17 protein-coding genes are annotated in these 15,217 nt (G+C 67.9%); 7 read left to right on the top strand and 10 right to left on the bottom strand.

Features of this window, described 5'->3' with window-relative positions; translation table 11 throughout:
• Positions 1 to 28: 28 nt before the first annotated feature.
• The 7 genes from ABIC51_RS26545 to ABIC51_RS26515 all read right to left on the bottom strand — a co-directional run bounded on the left by ABIC51_RS26545 (position 29) and on the right by ABIC51_RS26515 (position 5,999).
• Positions 29 to 820, bottom strand: a complete 792-nt coding sequence (locus tag ABIC51_RS26545) for a DODA-type extradiol aromatic ring-opening family dioxygenase (protein ID WP_042976606.1) — start codon at positions 818 to 820, stop codon at positions 29 to 31.
• Between the two features lie 219 nt (positions 821 to 1,039).
• Entirely contained in the window at positions 1,040 to 1,636 is a 597-nt protein-coding gene (locus tag ABIC51_RS26540; RefSeq protein WP_059688460.1) for a UbiX family flavin prenyltransferase, read from the bottom strand.
• 20 nt (positions 1,637 to 1,656) lie between these two features.
• A complete protein-coding gene (gene grxD / locus ABIC51_RS26535; protein WP_021161789.1) occupies positions 1,657 to 1,968 on the bottom strand; it encodes a Grx4 family monothiol glutaredoxin in 312 nt (103 codons plus the stop codon).
• A gap of 67 nt (positions 1,969 to 2,035) precedes the next feature.
• Complete coding sequence (gene prmC / locus ABIC51_RS26530; RefSeq protein ID WP_027788493.1) at positions 2,036 to 2,878, bottom strand: peptide chain release factor N(5)-glutamine methyltransferase; 843 nt, start codon at positions 2,876 to 2,878, stop codon at positions 2,036 to 2,038.
• Between the two features lie 7 nt (positions 2,879 to 2,885).
• Positions 2,886 to 3,968, bottom strand: coding sequence for a peptide chain release factor 1 (gene prfA, locus ABIC51_RS26525; RefSeq protein ID WP_027788492.1), 1,083 nt, complete (start codon positions 3,966 to 3,968; stop codon positions 2,886 to 2,888).
• Between the two features lie 82 nt (positions 3,969 to 4,050).
• Positions 4,051 to 5,349 carry a glutamyl-tRNA reductase gene (gene hemA / locus ABIC51_RS26520; RefSeq protein WP_175901137.1) on the bottom strand — a complete coding sequence of 433 codons (1,299 nt, stop codon included), beginning with the start codon at positions 5,347 to 5,349 and terminating at the stop codon, positions 4,051 to 4,053.
• Positions 5,350 to 5,375: 26 nt separating this feature from the next.
• Entirely contained in the window at positions 5,376 to 5,999 is a 624-nt protein-coding gene (locus ABIC51_RS26515; RefSeq protein ID WP_226129707.1) for a response regulator transcription factor, read from the bottom strand.
• 54 nt (positions 6,000 to 6,053) lie between these two features.
• Between ABIC51_RS26515 and ABIC51_RS26510 the strand changes: the two genes are divergently transcribed.
• The 5 genes from ABIC51_RS26510 (at position 6,054) to ABIC51_RS26490 (ending at position 9,622) form a co-directional block, all read left to right on the top strand.
• Entirely contained in the window at positions 6,054 to 6,179 is a 126-nt protein-coding gene (locus tag ABIC51_RS26510; protein WP_267131051.1) for a hypothetical protein, read from the top strand.
• A 129-nt stretch (positions 6,180 to 6,308) separates the two neighbouring features.
• A complete protein-coding gene (locus tag ABIC51_RS26505; protein ID WP_027788489.1) occupies positions 6,309 to 6,563 on the top strand; it encodes a DUF1129 domain-containing protein in 255 nt (84 codons plus the stop codon).
• An 18-nt stretch (positions 6,564 to 6,581) separates the two neighbouring features.
• Entirely contained in the window at positions 6,582 to 8,396 is a 1,815-nt protein-coding gene (locus ABIC51_RS26500) for an aminopeptidase P family protein (protein WP_027788488.1), read from the top strand.
• Positions 8,397 to 8,450: 54 nt separating this feature from the next.
• Entirely contained in the window at positions 8,451 to 9,002 is a 552-nt protein-coding gene (locus tag ABIC51_RS26495; RefSeq protein WP_175855705.1) for a cysteine hydrolase family protein, read from the top strand.
• Complete coding sequence (locus tag ABIC51_RS26490) at positions 8,999 to 9,622, top strand: HAD family hydrolase (protein WP_124818722.1); 624 nt, start codon at positions 8,999 to 9,001, stop codon at positions 9,620 to 9,622. Before ABIC51_RS26495 ends, ABIC51_RS26490 begins: the two co-directional genes overlap by 4 nt.
• 135 nt (positions 9,623 to 9,757) lie before the next feature.
• Here ABIC51_RS26490 and ettA read toward each other — a convergent pair whose 3' ends face one another.
• The 3 genes from ettA to gcvA form a co-directional block, all read right to left on the bottom strand.
• Entirely contained in the window at positions 9,758 to 11,425 is a 1,668-nt protein-coding gene (gene ettA / locus ABIC51_RS26485; protein ID WP_027788485.1) for an energy-dependent translational throttle protein EttA, read from the bottom strand.
• Positions 11,426 to 11,615: 190 nt separating this feature from the next.
• Positions 11,616 to 11,924 carry a DUF3761 domain-containing protein gene (locus tag ABIC51_RS26480; RefSeq protein ID WP_027788484.1) on the bottom strand — a complete coding sequence of 103 codons (309 nt, stop codon included), beginning with the start codon at positions 11,922 to 11,924 and terminating at the stop codon, positions 11,616 to 11,618.
• A gap of 101 nt (positions 11,925 to 12,025) precedes the next feature.
• A complete protein-coding gene (gcvA, locus tag ABIC51_RS26475; RefSeq protein ID WP_027788483.1) occupies positions 12,026 to 12,943 on the bottom strand; it encodes a transcriptional regulator GcvA in 918 nt (305 codons plus the stop codon).
• A gap of 193 nt (positions 12,944 to 13,136) precedes the next feature.
• Between gcvA and ABIC51_RS26470 the strand changes: the two genes are divergently transcribed.
• A complete protein-coding gene (locus ABIC51_RS26470) occupies positions 13,137 to 14,450 on the top strand; it encodes an MFS transporter (RefSeq protein WP_175901131.1) in 1,314 nt (437 codons plus the stop codon).
• Between the two features lie 81 nt (positions 14,451 to 14,531).
• The gene (locus tag ABIC51_RS26465; protein WP_175901129.1) at positions 14,532 to 14,876 is read left to right on the top strand and encodes an MmcQ/YjbR family DNA-binding protein; all 345 of its coding nucleotides are present in this window, start codon (positions 14,532 to 14,534) and stop codon (positions 14,874 to 14,876) included.
• Positions 14,877 to 15,217 lie beyond the last annotated feature (341 nt).

The raw sequence follows: 15,217 nt of genomic DNA, 5'->3' as shown, positions 1-15,217 counted from the left end.
TTGGCGCTCGACGGTTGCCGCGCGACGCTCAGGCGGCCGCGCTCGCGAACACGTAGTTCGTCATCGCGAGCACGCGCTGGTACGTGCCGAGCGACTGGATGCCAAGCTGGTAGTCGTCGTCCGCCGCGCCGAGCGCCGTGAACACCGGCAGCAGATGCTCGTCGGTCGGATGCATCAGCGCGGCATGCGGCGCCTGCCGACGGTAGTCGAGCAGCGCGTCGACGTCGCGCGCGGCCAGTTTCGCCTCGAACCAGTCGGTGAATTCCGCGACGCGCGGGTCCGCATCTTCCGGTGCCGCACCGAAATCGGCGGCGCGCAGGTTGTGCGTGATCTGGCCGGAGCCGATCACCATCACGCCTTCGTCGCGCAGCGGTCGCAGCGCGCGGCCGAGCGCGAAGTGATGCGCAGCATCCGCCCGCGGCTGGATCGACAGCTGTGCCACCGGCACGTCGGCTTCCGGGAACATCAGCAGCATCGGTACCCACGCGCCGTGGTCGAGGCCGTGCTCGGTCGTCGCGGTGGCGATGCCGGCCGCATTCAGCAGTCCGGCCGCGCGCTCGGCGACGTCGGGCGCGCCGGGCGCCGGGTAGCGGATGTCGTACAGCGCCTGCGGAAAACCGTAGAAGTCGTGGATCGTTTCAGGATGCGCGGCGACGCTGGCGACGGGACGCTGCGTGCCCCAGTGCGCGGACAGCATCAGTACCGCGCGCGGGCGCGGCAATTCGGCGCCAAGGTGGGTGAACGCGCCGGACGGCAGCGTCGGGTCGATCGGCAGCGTCGGGGCGCCGTGGGACAGGTAGAGCGAAGGCAAGCGGTTCATGGTGGTGGCCTGCAAAGGGATTTGCCTGTGACTATAGGCGCGCACCGGGCATTGATAAATCCGTCGCGTGGAATTTGATTGAGTCGTATTGGTTGATAATCGGGCCGATTCTGCGAGCGCTAGAGCGGACGAGGGTTCGAGGTGGCCGAATCAGGCCGGAAGGCAAATGAATCGACGAAGATACGCGAAGAACGGCGCGGAAGCGCTGCAGCGAGCGGCTTACTGCGCCGGCCGGATGCCGGCCCACGGCGTCGTCATCGGTGCACTGAGCGCGAACAGGTCGAGCACGCGGGTGACGGTCTGGTCGACGAGTTCCTCGATCGTCTTCGGCATCGCGTAGAACGCGGGTAGCGGCGGGAAGACGATGCCGCCCATTTCGGTCACGGCGGTCATGTTGCGCAGATGCGCGAGGTTGAACGGCGTTTCGCGCACCATCAGCACGAGGCGGCGGCGCTCCTTCAACGTGACGTCGGCCGCGCGCGTGATCAGGTTGTCGGACAGCCCGTGCGCGACGCTCGCGAGCGTCTTCATCGAGCAGGGCGCGATCACCATCCCGTCGGTCGCGAACGACCCCGATGCGATCGTCGCGCCGACGTCGCGCACCGAGTGCACGACGTCCGCACGGCTTTCGACCTCGGCCTTCGACAGCTTCAGTTCGTGCTGGATGTTGAGCCAGCCGGCGTTCGAAATCAGCAGGTGCGTTTCGACGCCGCCGGCGGCGCGCAGCAGGTCGAGCAGCCGTACGCCGTAGATCGCGCCGGTGGCGCCGGTGATCGCGACGATCAGCCGGCGTGGCGGCGCGCTGGGAGATGCCATCGAAAAGGGGGCGGGGCGTATTACGCGGCGGCGAACAGTTGCTGCAGTTCGCCCGACTGGTACATCTCCATCATGATGTCCGAGCCGCCGATGAATTCGCCCTTCACGTAGAGCTGCGGGATGGTCGGCCAGTTCGAGAATTCCTTGATGCCCTGGCGGATCTCGTCGTCTTCGAGCACGTTGACCGTCTTGAACTGATCGACGCCGCAGGCCTTCAGCACCTGGATGGCGCGGCCCGAAAAGCCGCACATCGGGAATTGCGCGTTGCCCTTCATGAAGAGCACGACCTGGTTTTCGTCGACGATTTGCTTGATACGTTGTTGGGTGTCCATGACTGACCTTGCGTTTGCGGGGCGTTAGATCGAAATGATAGCGGATTTCAACCGGACGGGCCGGGCATCAGCCCGGCAGGCGGCCGCCTGTCGTGCGTTCGATTGCGGCCAGATCGGCGAGCGATTCGACCGCGACGAAGCCGTGCGATGCGAGTACGGCGCGCACGGCCTCGGCCTGGTCGTAACCGTGCTCGATCCAGAGCGTGCCGCCCGGTTTCAGGTAAGTGCCGGCGCCCGCGACGATCGTGCGGATCGCGCTGAGGCCGTCGGCATCGTCGGTGAGTGCGCCGCGCGGCTCGAAACGCAGGTCGCCCTGCGTGAGGTGCGGATCGTGCTGCGCGATGTACGGCGGATTGCTGACGATCGTGTCGAAGGCGAGCGCAGGATCGAGCGCCGCGTACCAGTCGCTCTGCAACCAGTGCAGCGGGCCGCCGGGGCGGTGCGCGTCGAGCAGCTTGCGTGCGTTGCGTTGCGCGACCTCGAGTGCTGCCGGCGAACGGTCGAGCGCCCACACGCGTGCATCGGGCCGCTCGGCGGCGATGGAGACGGCAATGGCACCGCTGCCCGTGCCGAGATCGAGCACGGCCGGATGCGGCAGCCCGTCGATCGCATCGAGTGCGGCTTCGACGAGCAGTTCGGTTTCAGGGCGCGGGATCAGCACGTCGGGCGTCACGTCGAACGGCCGGCCGAAGAATTCGCGCATCCCGACGAGCTGCGCGACCGGCTCGCCGGCCATGCGGCGCGCCTCGAGCGTGCGGTAGCGTTCGACCGCGGCCGCGTCGAGCGGCGCGTCGCCGCGCGTGATCAGTTGCGTGCGGGTCCAGCCAAGCGCGTGCGCGAGCAGCACGCGCGCATCGACCGCGTCGAGCGCGGACGCGCGCAGCAGTTCGTCGGCGGTCGTGTCGGGCATCGTGACCTCAGTCGGCGTCGCCGAGCGACGCGAGCAGTTCGGCCTGGTGCTCGCTGACCAGCGCGCTGATCAGTTCGTCGAGGTCGCCGTCCATGATCGCCTCGAGCCGGTACAGCGTCAGGTTGATCCGGTGGTCGGTCATCCGGCCCTGCGGGAAGTTGTACGTGCGGATTCGTTCCGAGCGATCGCCGGAGCCGATCAGGCTCTTGCGCGTCGCGGCTTCCTTCGCGTGCTGCTCGTGATACTGCTTGTCCTTGATGCGCGCGGCGAGCACCTTCAGCGCGCGATCCTTGTTCTTGTGCTGCGAACGGTCGTCCTGGCACTCGACGACGATCCCGGTCGGGATGTGCGTGACGCGCACCGCCGAGTCGGTCTTGTTGATGTGCTGGCCACCCGCGCCGGACGCACGGAACGTGTCGATCCGCAGGTCGGCCGGATTGATTTCGACCTCGCCGATTTCGTCGGCTTCCGGCATCACCGCGACCGTGCACGCGGACGTGTGGATGCGCCCTTGCGTCTCGGTTGCCGGCACGCGCTGCACGCGATGGCCGCCCGATTCGAACTTCAGGCGCGAATACGCGCCCTGGCCCGCGATCCGCACGATCACTTCCTTGTAGCCGCCGAGATCCGATGCGCTCTCCGACATCATTTCGACCTGCCAGCGCTGGCGTTCCGCGAAGCGCAGGTACATGCGCAGCAGGTCGCCGGCGAACAGCGCGGATTCGTCGCCGCCCGTGCCCGCACGGATTTCGAGGAAGATGTTGCGGTCGTCGTTCGGATCCTTCGGCAGCAGCATCTTCTGCAGCTCGGTCTCGAGGCGGGTCATGCTCTCGCGCGCGCTGCGGATTTCGTCTTCCGCGAAGTCGCGCATCGACAGATCGCCGAGCAGCTCCTGCGCGGCCGTCTCGTCGCTGCGCGACTGGCGCCACAGCGCGTACTGTTCGACCACCGGGCCAAGTTCCGCATGTTCACGCGTCAGCTTGCGGTACTGGTCGAGGTCGGCCGTGACGTTTTCGCGGCTCAGCAGGTCGTTCAGTTCGGCCAGCCGTGTGGACAGCTGGTCGAGCTTGCGTTGCATGCTCGTCTTCATGGTGTGGAGCGGCGCTCCCGGGCAAGGGGTATTCGGAAAGGATAGGCCGGCGCGCGGCCGGCGGCAGGGCGATCGGCCGGCGCTAGTGGCCGGACTGGTCGTTCGAGCGTGGCGCGTGCTGGTAGAAGCCGCGCATCAGGTCGATCAGCGAATCGCGATCGGCGCCGTTCACGCGATTGAGCGCGCTCGTCGGGCCGTGGATCAGCTTGTTGGTCAGCGCCTGCGACAGCGCTTCGAGCACGGCGGCCGGATCGTCGCCGCGCGCGAGCAGCTTCTGCGCCTTGTCGACTTCGGCCCGGCGCAAGGCGTCGGCCTGCGTATGCATGTGACGGATCACCGGCACGACGCTGCGCGTGTCGAGCCACTGCATGAAATTCTGCACACGCGTTTCGATGATCGCTTCGGCCTGTGCGACCGCAGCCTGGCGCGATGCGTTGCCTTCGCGCACGATCGCGCCGAGATCGTCGACGGTGTAGAGGAACACGTCCTTCAGCTTGCCGACTTCGGGCTCGATGTCGCGCGGCACCGCGAGGTCGACCATGAAGATCGGCCGGTGGCGGCGTGCCTTCACCGCGCGCTCGACTGCGCCGAGGCCGATGATCGGCAGCGTCGACGCCGTGCACGACACGATGATGTCGAATTCGTGCATGCGGGTCGGCAGATCCGAGAGCGGCATCGCGCGGCCGCTGAAGCGTTCGGCAAGGCGCTGGCCGCGTTCGGCCGTGCGGTTCGCGACGACGAGTTCGCGCGGGCCTTGCGCGGCGAAGTGCGTCGCGCACAGCTCGATCATCTCGCCGGCGCCGATGAACAGCACGCGCTGATCGGGCACTTTTTCGAAGATCCGCTGCGCGAGGCGTACCGCGGCGGCGGCCATCGACACCGACTGCGTGCCGATTTCGGTCGTGCCGCGCACTTCCTTCGCTACCGCGAACGTGCGCTGGAACAGCTGGTTCAGGTAGGTGCCGAGCGCGCCGGCTTCCGTTGCGGTGCGGACGGCATCCTTCATCTGGCCCAGAATCTGGGTTTCGCCCAGCACCATCGAATCGAGGCCGGATGCGACGCGGAACGCGTGCCGGACTGCTTCCGACTGCGGCAGCGCATAGACGTGCGGTGCGAGCTCGTCGACCGGAATCCGGTGATACTCCGACAGCCAGCGGACCGCGCCTTCGCGTGCGGCGCGATCATCGGTCGCGCAATACAGTTCGGTGCGGTTGCAGGTGGAGAGGATCGCCGCTTCGGGCGTATTGGGCGCCTGGGGGCCGAGAAACACGTTCTTGAACGTGACGAGAGCCGGCTTGATCTGCTCGAGCGGAAACGCCACGCGTTCGCGCAGGGCGACAGGCGCAGTGTGGTGATTGATTCCGATCGTGAGGAGTTGCATATCGAGGGCTATCGTTTAGCCCCATATTATAGCGTTTCAATGATTTCCTCACTCGCGGCGTACCGGGCATCGGCGTGGCGGGGCCGGGAATTTGGGGGCTCGATCGGCACGCGGTCGAGCTGATAGCCATAGCCGTAGAGGGGCAGCAGCCGGTAGCCGCGCTCCGGAAGCAGGTGCAGCTTGCTGCGCAGCCGGGACGCGTGGGTATCGAGCGTGCGCGACTTCATGTCGCGGCGGCACGCCCACACCGTTTCGAGAATATGGGCACGCGACACGGGCCGCGACAGGTTCGCGAACAGCAACTGCGCAAAACGGAACTCCTTCGGCGTGAGTGAAACGATTGCGTTGCCGAAGCGAACGAGGCAGTGCGTGGCGTCGAAAGCGTATTCGCCATACATTTCGCGCGAGCGGGCCGGCGGCCGGCGCACGCCGGCGCGCCGGCTCAGCGCGTTGACGCGCGCAAGCAGCTCGGGCCCGCTCACCGGGCGCACGAGGCAATCGTCGGCGCCCGCGTGCAGGCACGATACGATTTGGCTTTCGCGCGGCATTTGCATCACGGCGATCGCCGGCAGTCCGGGCAGGACCGTCTGCGCACGCGGAATGACTTCCTCGGCCGGCTGGTCGCCGGCCCAGTGGCCGGTGATCAGCATGTCGCAGGTATTGGCGGCGAGCCACTCGAAGAACGCCGTACTGGACGGAAACGCGTGGCATACGTGACCGCCCGCAAAGAGCAGGCGGTTCAGGAGCGCGGCATGGCGCGCGTCCGGATCGATCAGAGCGATTCGCATGAGAATTTCTTCAATACGGCAGCCGGTGCGCGCTTGCCATAACGTCGAGTCGGCCCCTACACTCGAATGTTCGCGGCACCCGGCTGGTCTCGGGTTCGATGGATGAATCGATGCTAGCCGCTGGCAACGTTCGCGCCTATGGGACGAATCCGAATTTATGGAAGGCGTCGAATGAACTGGTTTGGAATCCTTGTCCTGGGAGCGGCCGTCGGGCTGTTCGGCCGATGGCTGCATCCGATGCGGCGCACGGGCCGGCCGGCGTGGTGGATCGCGGTGCTCGCCGGTATCGTCGGCGCGGCTGCGGCCCGCATGGCCGGCAATCTCTCTGGACTGTTTTACGATGGCGAGACGCTCGAATGGCCGGTCTGCACCGGCGTCGCGTTCCTCGCAGTAGCCGTGACGGTTGCGCTGTCGGCCCGTCGCTGAATGCTCTCAGGTGAAATCATGAATGCCCGTCTTCCCGAAGTCTCGCCGGTGCCGGCCCGTCTCGCGCTGCTGCGTGGCGCGATGGCCCGCGAGAACCTGGCCGCCTATCTCGTGCCGTCCGCTGATCCCCACCTGTCCGAATATCTGCCGGAGCGCTGGCAGGCCCGCCGTTGGCTGTCCGGCTTCACGGGCTCGGTCGGCACGCTGGTCGTGACCGCGGATTTCGCGGGGCTGTGGGTCGACAGCCGCTACTGGGTGCAGGCCGACGCCGAACTGGCCGGCACGGGCGTGCAACTGATGAAGATGACGGGCGGGCAGCAGAGCGCGCCGCACGTCGACTGGCTCGCGCAGAACGTGGCGGCGGGGGCGACGGTCGGCGTCGACGGCGCGGTGCTCGGCGTCGCGGCCGCACGCGGGCTGACGGCCGCGCTGAACGCGCGCGGCATCGCGCTGCGCACCGACCTCGACCTGCTCGACGCGATCTGGCCCGAGCGGCCGGGGCTGCCCGGCGACGCGGTGTTCGAGCACGCGGCGCCGCAGGCCGACACGACGCGCGCGAGCAAGCTGGCCGAAGTGCGCCGCGCGATGCGTGCGCAGGGCGCGCAGTGGCATTTCGTCTCGACGCTCGACGACCTCGCATGGCTGTTCAACCTGCGCGGCGCCGACGTCAACTTCAATCCCGTATTCGTTGCGCACGCAATGATCGGCGCCGATCGCGCGACGCTGTTCGTCGCCGACGGCAAGGTGTCGCCGGCACTGGCCGCGTCGCTCGCGCAGGACGGCGTCGACGTCCGCGCCTACGACGCCGCGCGCGCCGCGCTCGCGGCACTGCCCGACGGCGCGACGCTGCTGATCGACCCGCGCCGCGTGACGTTCGGCACGCTCGAGGCCGTGCCGGCCGGCGTGAAGCTCGTCGAGGCCGTGAATCCGTCGACGTTCGCGAAGTCGCGCAAGACATCCACCGAGATCGAGCACGTGCGCGTGACGATGGAGCACGACGGCGCCGCGCTCGCGGAATTCTTCTCCTGGTTCGAACAGGCCGTGAACCGCGAGACGATCACCGAACTGACGATCGACGAGAAGCTCACTGCCGCGCGCGCGCGGCGCCCCGGCTACGTGTCGCCGAGCTTCGCGACGATCGCGGGCTTCAACGCGAACGGCGCGATGCCGCATTACCGCGCGACGCCGGAGTCGCACGCGACGATCGCCGGCGACGGGCTGCTGCTGATCGATTCGGGCGGCCAGTACGTGACGGGTACGACCGACATCACGCGCGTCGTGCCGGTCGGCACCGTCAGCGACCTGCAGCGGCGCGATTTCACGATCGTGCTGAAATCGATGATGGCGCTGTCGCGTGCCCGATTCCCGCGCGGCATCCGCTCGCCGATGCTCGACGCGATCGCGCGCGCGCCGATGTGGGCGGCCGGGCTCGACTATGGGCACGGCACGGGGCACGGTGTCGGCTACTTCCTGAACGTGCACGAAGGCCCGCAGGTGATCTCGCACTACGCGCCGGCCGAGCCGTATACGGCGATGGAAGAGGGCATGATCACGTCGATCGAGCCGGGCGTGTACCGTCCCGGCCAGTGGGGCATCCGGATCGAGAACCTGGTCGTGAACCGCGCGGCCGGGCAGACCGAGTTCGGCGATTTCCTCGCGTTCGAGACGCTGACGCTGTGCCCGATCGACACGCGCTGCGTGCTGATCGAGATGCTGCATGAAGAAGAACGCGCGTGGCTGAACGCGTATCACGCAACGGTGCGCGAGCGCGTCGGCCGCCATCTGAGCGGCGATGCCAAGGCGTGGCTCGACGCGCGCACGCAGCCGATCTGACGCAACGCAGGAAAGCGGCCGGGTGCCGGCCGAACAACAACAGCGAGGGCGACGATGGCGGACACGGCAGTGATCGTGGTCGACATGCAGCGCGGGCTGGTGGAGCGGGCAAGGCCCGCGTACCGGCTCGATGACGTGGTGTCGGGCATCAACCGGTTGACGGCGGCGGCGCGTGCGGCAAACGCGCCCGTGTGCTTCGTGCAGCACGACGGCGACGCGGACGACGACGTCGTGCCCGGCACGCCGGGCTGGGAACTGCACGCGGGGCTGGTCGTCGGGAACGGTGACTGGCGGGTGCGCAAGCAGATGAGCGATTCGTTTCACGATACGCCGCTCGCGGCGCAACTCGAGCGCCGCGGCATCCGTTCGGTGCTGATCTGCGGTTATGCGACCGAGTTCTGCGTCGATTCGGCCGCGCGCCGCGCCGCGCTGCTCGGCTACCGGACGACCGTCGTGTCCGACCTGCACACCACGAACGAGCGCACGCACCTGTCGGCCGCGCAGATCGTCGCGCATCATCACTTCGTATGGGAAAACAATTCGCTGTCGGGCAACCCGGTGATGCCGCGCCCGCTCGCGGATGTCCTTGCGACGGAGTTCGCATGACGATCAAGGCCGTGGTGTTCGATTTCGGCGGCGTGCTGATCGACTGGAGCCCCGAGTACCTTTACCGGGAACTGATTCCCGACGACACCGAGCGTCGCTGGTTCTTCACGCATGTCTGCACGATGGACTGGGTGGTCCGCCAGGACGGCGGGCAGACGATCGAAGAGGGGACGGCCGAGCTCGTCGCGAAGTTTCCGGCGCACGAGGGGCTGATCCGCGCGTTCTATGCGCGCTGGCACGAGATGATCGGCGGCGTGCTCGACGAAGGCGCCGCGCTCGTCGACCGGCTCGACGCTCAGGGGATGCCGCTGTTCGGGCTGACGAACTGGTCGGCGCAGACGTTTCCGTATGCGTGGGACAACTTCCCGGTGCTGCGGCGTTTCAGGGACATCGTCGTGTCGGGCCGTGTGAAGCTCGTGAAACCCGATCCGGCGATCTACCGCGAGATGCATGCGCGGATCGAGCCGCACTTGCCGGGCATCGCGCCGCACGAACTCGTGTTCATCGACGACAACGCGAAGAACGCCGCGGCCGCGACGGCGCTCGGCTGGCACGGCATTCATCACACGAGTGCGGCCACGACCGAGGCACGGCTGCGTGAACTGGGCGCGCTAACGTAAGCGGCAAGCCGGCAGCCAGCCGTCGGATAAAAAAAACGGGCCAGCGGCCCGTTTTTTGTTGTCCCGCTTCCGGAGCGACCAGCCTCGGTGCCCGTTCCTGCGTTACCGCAGTGCCGGGCGCCCGGGCCGCGCCGCTCAGCGGCTGATCGGCTTGTAGCGCAGACGCTTCGGCTTCGCGGCTTCCTCGCCGAGGCGCGCACGCTTGTCGGCTTCGTATTCCTGGTAGTTGCCGTCGAAGAACGTGACCTGCGAATCGCCTTCGAATGCGAGGATGTGCGTCGCGATCCGGTCGAGGAACCAGCGATCGTGCGAGATCACCATCACCGAGCCCGCGAATTCGAGCAGCGCGTCTTCCAGCGCGCGCAGCGTTTCGACGTCGAGGTCGTTCGACGGTTCGTCCAGCAGCAGCACGTTGCCGCCCGAGATCAGCGTCTTCGCGAGGTGCAGGCGGCCGCGTTCACCGCCGGACAGGTTGCCGACGATCTTCTGCTGGTCGCCGCCCTTGAAGTTGAAGCGGCCGATATACGCGCGCGACGGCGTTTCGTACTTGCCCACCGTCAGCACGTCGGCGCCGCCCGAGATTTCCTCGAACACCGTCTTCGTGCCGTCGAGCGCGTCGCGGCTCTGGTCGACGTACGCGAGCTTCACGGTCGGCCCCATTACGACTTCGCCCGAATCCGGCTGCTCCTTGCCCGTCAGCATCCGGAACAGCGTCGACTTGCCGGCGCCGTTCGGGCCGATGATGCCGACGATCGCGCCGGCCGGGATCTTCAGGTTCAGGTTGTCGATCAGCAGACGGTCGCCGAACGCCTTGCTGACGTTCTTGAACTCGATCACTTCATTGCCGAGGCGATCGCCGACCGGGATGAAGATTTCCTGCGTCTCGTTGCGCTTCTGGTATTCCTGGCTGTTCAGCTCCTCGAAGCGCGCGATACGTGCCTTCGACTTCGCCTGCCGGCCCTTCGGGTTCTGGCGCACCCACTCCAGTTCCTTCTTGATCGCCTTCTGGCGCGCCGATTCCGACGCCTCTTCCTGCTTCAGGCGCTCTTCCTTCTGGTCGAGCCAGCTGCTGTAGTTGCCCTTCCACGGAATGCCGTGGCCGCGGTCGAGTTCGAGAATCCACTCGGCCGCGTTGTCGAGGAAGTAGCGATCGTGGGTGACCGCGACGACGGTGCCCGGGAAGCGCACCAGGAACTGCTCGAGCCAATCGACCGATTCCGCGTCGAGGTGGTTGGTCGGTTCGTCGAGCAGCAGCATGTCGGGTTTTTCGAGCAGCAGCTTGCACAGCGCGACGCGGCGCTTCTCACCGCCCGAAAGATGCTCGATCTTTGCATCCCATGACGGCAGGCGCAGTGCGTCGGCGGCCACTTCGAGCTGCTGCTCGGGGCTGCCGCCGTCGCTCGACGCGAGGATCGCTTCGTACTTCGCCTGCTCGGCCGCGAGCGCGTCGAAGTCGGCGTCCGGCTCCGCGTACGCCGCGTAGATTTCCTCGAGCTTCTTGTTGGCCTGGAACAGGTCGCCGAGGCCTTCCTCGACGGCTTCGCGCACCGTCTTCGTCGGGTCGAGCTGCGGCTCCTGCGGCAGATAGCCGATGTTCAGGTTCGGCATCGGCGTCGCTTCGCCTTCGATGTCCTTGTCGACGCCCGCCATGATGCGGATCAGCGTCGACTTGCCCGAGCCGTTCAGGCCGAGCACGCCGATCTTCGCGCCGGGAAAGAACGACAGCGAGATGTCCTTCAGGATCTGGCGCTTGGGCGGCACGATCTTGCCGACCCGGTTCATCGTGAAAACGTATTGGGCCATTTGGGTGTGAAAGTCAGAAATGGTTGAGACTGCCGCGCAGCGCGCGGGCGTGGCGGCGTCGGGTGATTCGGTACGGAGCGTGCCGCGCACGGCGCGGCGGCGTCGCCGCGTGTCGGCGGCGCGAGCGGCTATTGTACTTCGCCGCCGGCTGCCGCTGGCGCGACACCTGGCCTTTTGGCCGGGGCTGTGCTCACAGCCACGCGGCGACGCCGCCGTGCCCCGAGCACGTGCCGCGCCGATGGCGGCTGAAGCTGTAGGTGCCGTCGCGGCAGCGCGCGCTCGCGCCTTCGGGCACGCGGCCCGATTTCGAATGCGCGGGTGCGTGCACGGTTTCGCCGTCGCGGTTGCGATACGTGTCGTGACGGTCGAGATCGGCTTCGTTGCCGTAGCCGGGCGGTGCGCGGTACGCGTGTGCGGGTTGGGGCAACGCGGCGCAGGCGACGAAGAAGACGGCGGACAGTGCCGCGATGCGTGTCGTGCGGCAGAACAGGGCAGGCATGGTCTCTCCCGGTCGGCTTGTTGTTATCGATGTCGGGCGGATGGCCCGCGCCGCATGTTAGCGGATCGGCGCCCGACCGGTACCGGCGCGGCGGCGTGACGCTACGCCGCGCCCGACATCGAGGCCGCGCCGTCGGCCTGCGCGGCCTCGAGGATCCACCGGCGAAAAGCGGCGACCTTCGGCCGCTCGGCGTGATGCGGCGGATAGACGAGGTAGTACGCGAAATCGTCGAGCCACGCGACGTCGGCAAGCTGCACGAGCCGGCCGCTTGCCAGCTCGCCGCGCACCATCGCGGCCGGCAGCAGCCCGGCGCCCTGACCGGCGACGATCGCCTGCAGCAACAGGCCCGAGTCGTCGAACGCGGGGCCGCGCGGCGGCCCGATATCGTCGATCCGCTGCGCGCCGAACCAGATGTGCCAGCCCTTGCGCTCGGCGTCATGCAGCTGCGGCCAGCCGACCAGATCGGCGGGCGTCGCCGGCATGCCGAGCCGCGCGACGAGGTCGGGCGACGCGAGCGCGACGATTTCCACCGTCAGCAGGCGCTCGCTGCACAGGCCGATGTAGCGCCCGAGGCCATGACGGATTGCAACGTCGACGCCGTCGCGCGAAAAATCCGCGAGTGCGTGGCTCGTGACGACCTGCAGGTCGACGTCAGGGCACGCGTGCCGGAATTGCGCGAGGCGCGGGACGAGCCACGCGGATGCGAAGAACGGGGTGACGCTCACCGTCAGCACGCCGCTGTCGGCGGCGCCCGACACGCGCTGCGACGCGTCGGCGATCTGCCGGAACGCATTGCGCACCGGCGGCAGGTAGTCGCGACCGGCGGCCGTCAGCAGGATGCCGCGGTTGACGCGCTCGAACAGCTGCACGCCGAGGTGCGTCTCGAGCGTGCGGATCATCTGGCTCACCGCGCCGGGCGTGACCGACAGCTCCTCGGCCGCCGATTTCACCGACAGGTGGCGGGCGGCTGCTTCGAATGCACGCAGCGCGTTGAGCGGCGGCAGGCGGGAACGATTCATTGAGTTTTTCTAAAGCGAATGGCCGATGAAATATCGTTTGAGGCGGCGCGTGTGCACGAGTACCGTTGTCGCATCCGATTGCGTGCTTGGGGGCTGCATTGCAGCGACCAATGCGATCAACATAGTTCAACTATATCCACGAGGCAAACCGGACGCCGTGACGTGTCCGGCTGGACCTGAGAGGAGCATCGTCATGAACCACCCGGGCGCATCGCGCCATTTCTACGGCTGGTACGTGGTCGCGGCCGCGTTTGCCGTCACGTTCGTCGGATTCGGCAGCGCCTATACGTTCAGTGCGTTCGTCGAGTCGCTGCAGCGGGACTTCGCCGCGTCGCGCGGCCAGATCTCGCTCGTGTTCTCGCTCGCCGGCTTCCTGTATTTCGGTTTCGGCATCGTCAGCGGGCCGCTGGCCGACCGCTTCGGCTCGCGGCGGCTCGCCGTCGCCGGGATGCTGCTGACGGCCGCCGGGCTCGCGGCTGCCGGCGCCGCGCACACGCTGCTGCAGGTCTATGTCGCGTACGGGCTTGGTGTCGGTTTCGGCGTCGGCTGCGCATACGTACCGGCGGTCGGCGCCGTGCAGCGCTGGTTCGTGTGCCGGCGCGGCTTCGCATCGGGGCTCGCGGTCGCGGGGATCGGTGTCGGCACGCTGGTGATGCCGCCGCTCGCGTCCACGCTGATCGCGCAGGTCGGCTGGCGCGGCGCGTATTTCACGCTGGCCGTGATCGCGGTCGTGATCGGCGCGGGGATGTCGCTGCTGATCGAGAACGACCCGCGCGGGCGGGGGCTGCTGCCGGACGGGGAGGCCGCGCATGAGCCCGGCGGCGGGGCGCAAGTCGCCGGGCGCGGTGCGAGGGCCTCGGTGTCCGGTGCCGCCGCGGGGCGTCAGCCGGTCGCCGCTTCGGCGCCTGCCGGCGCGACGGTGCGCGAAGCCGTCATGTCGCGGCCGTTCGCGAGCCTGTACGCCGCATGCCTCGCCTGCTCGTTCGGCGTGTTCGTCCCGTTCGTTCACCTCGTGCCGTACGCGCTCGATCATGGCGTCGCGCCGTCGACGGCCGTGCTGCTGCTCGGCGCGATCGGCGTCGGCAGCACGGCCGGCCGCTTCTTCCTCGGCGGCCTCGCCGACCGCTTCGGCCGCCGTGCGTCGCTGCTCGCGATGTTCGCGGGCATGGCCGTCGCGCTCGTCGCGTGGGCCGGTGCCGACACCGTCGCGACGCTTGCCGCGTTCGCGCTCGTGTTCGGCGTGTTCTACGGCGGCTGGGTCGCCGTGCTGCCGGCGGTCGTGATGGACTACTTCGGCGGGCGCAACGTGAGCGGGATCATCGGCGTGCTTTATACGAGCGTCGCATTCGGCACGCTGATCGGGCCGGCCGCGGCCGGTTTCATCTACGACGCGGGCGGCGGCTATCTCGTGCCGATCCTGGCCAGCGCCGCCGCGAATGCGATCGCCTTCGCGATCGTCGCGACGACGGGGCGTGCGCCGGTGGCCGCACGTGCGGCGCGCGGATAGGCGCACGTCCCGCGGCGTGCCTTCGCGAATTCCGGTAGGGTGGCCGGATCGTGAACCGAGGAAGTGCAGCCGGGAGGCCTCATGACATTCGACGAAGTCCGCCAGATCGCGCTGGCATGGCGCGGCGTCGAGGAAGGTACGTCGTACGGCACGCCTGCGCTCAAGGTGCGGGGCAAGATGCTCGCGCGGCTGCGCGAGGACGGCGACACGCTCGTCGTGAAAGGTGTCGGCCCCGACGAGCGCGCGTGGCTGATCGAATCGGAACCGGACGTGTATTACGTGACGGATCACTACGTCGGCTGGCCGATCGTGCTGGTGCGGCTGTCGGCGGCCTGTCCGGACGCCGTGGAAAAACTGCTTCTGCGAGAATGGCAGGCCGTCGTCCCTGCCAAATGGCGCGACGAGAGGGTGCACGGCGCGAACTGACACGCCGGTTGCGGCCTGCTGCCCGGCGTCGCCGGGCGCTTTCGGCGCGGCTCGCGCGCCGGCCCGAACGGGTATAAGCGTTGCATCGATCGACGTCGATGCAACGAGTGGTTCCATCGAAATTCTTCAATTGGTTCTTAGTGAAGAACCGTTTGGTGCTTACACTCCTTCGCTTCGACGGCAGCTGACGAAAGCCGACGGAAACGGCGCACGCGATGCGTCGGCGCACCGCGCGCCGCATCGCACCCGCAGCTTCGCAGACTGCGCGGCGCGCCGATCCGAACGGTCCCATCCGGCCGCATGCCCGCGTGCGATGCACGTGCGCTCGCAGCCGGATTCAA

This window comes from Burkholderia sp. 572 (genome assembly GCF_040545135.1).
Taxonomy (GTDB): domain Bacteria; phylum Pseudomonadota; class Gammaproteobacteria; order Burkholderiales; family Burkholderiaceae; genus Burkholderia; species Burkholderia cepacia.
Note: the sequence above shows the minus strand (reverse complement) of the source record. Positions and strands in the feature narration are given on the sequence as shown.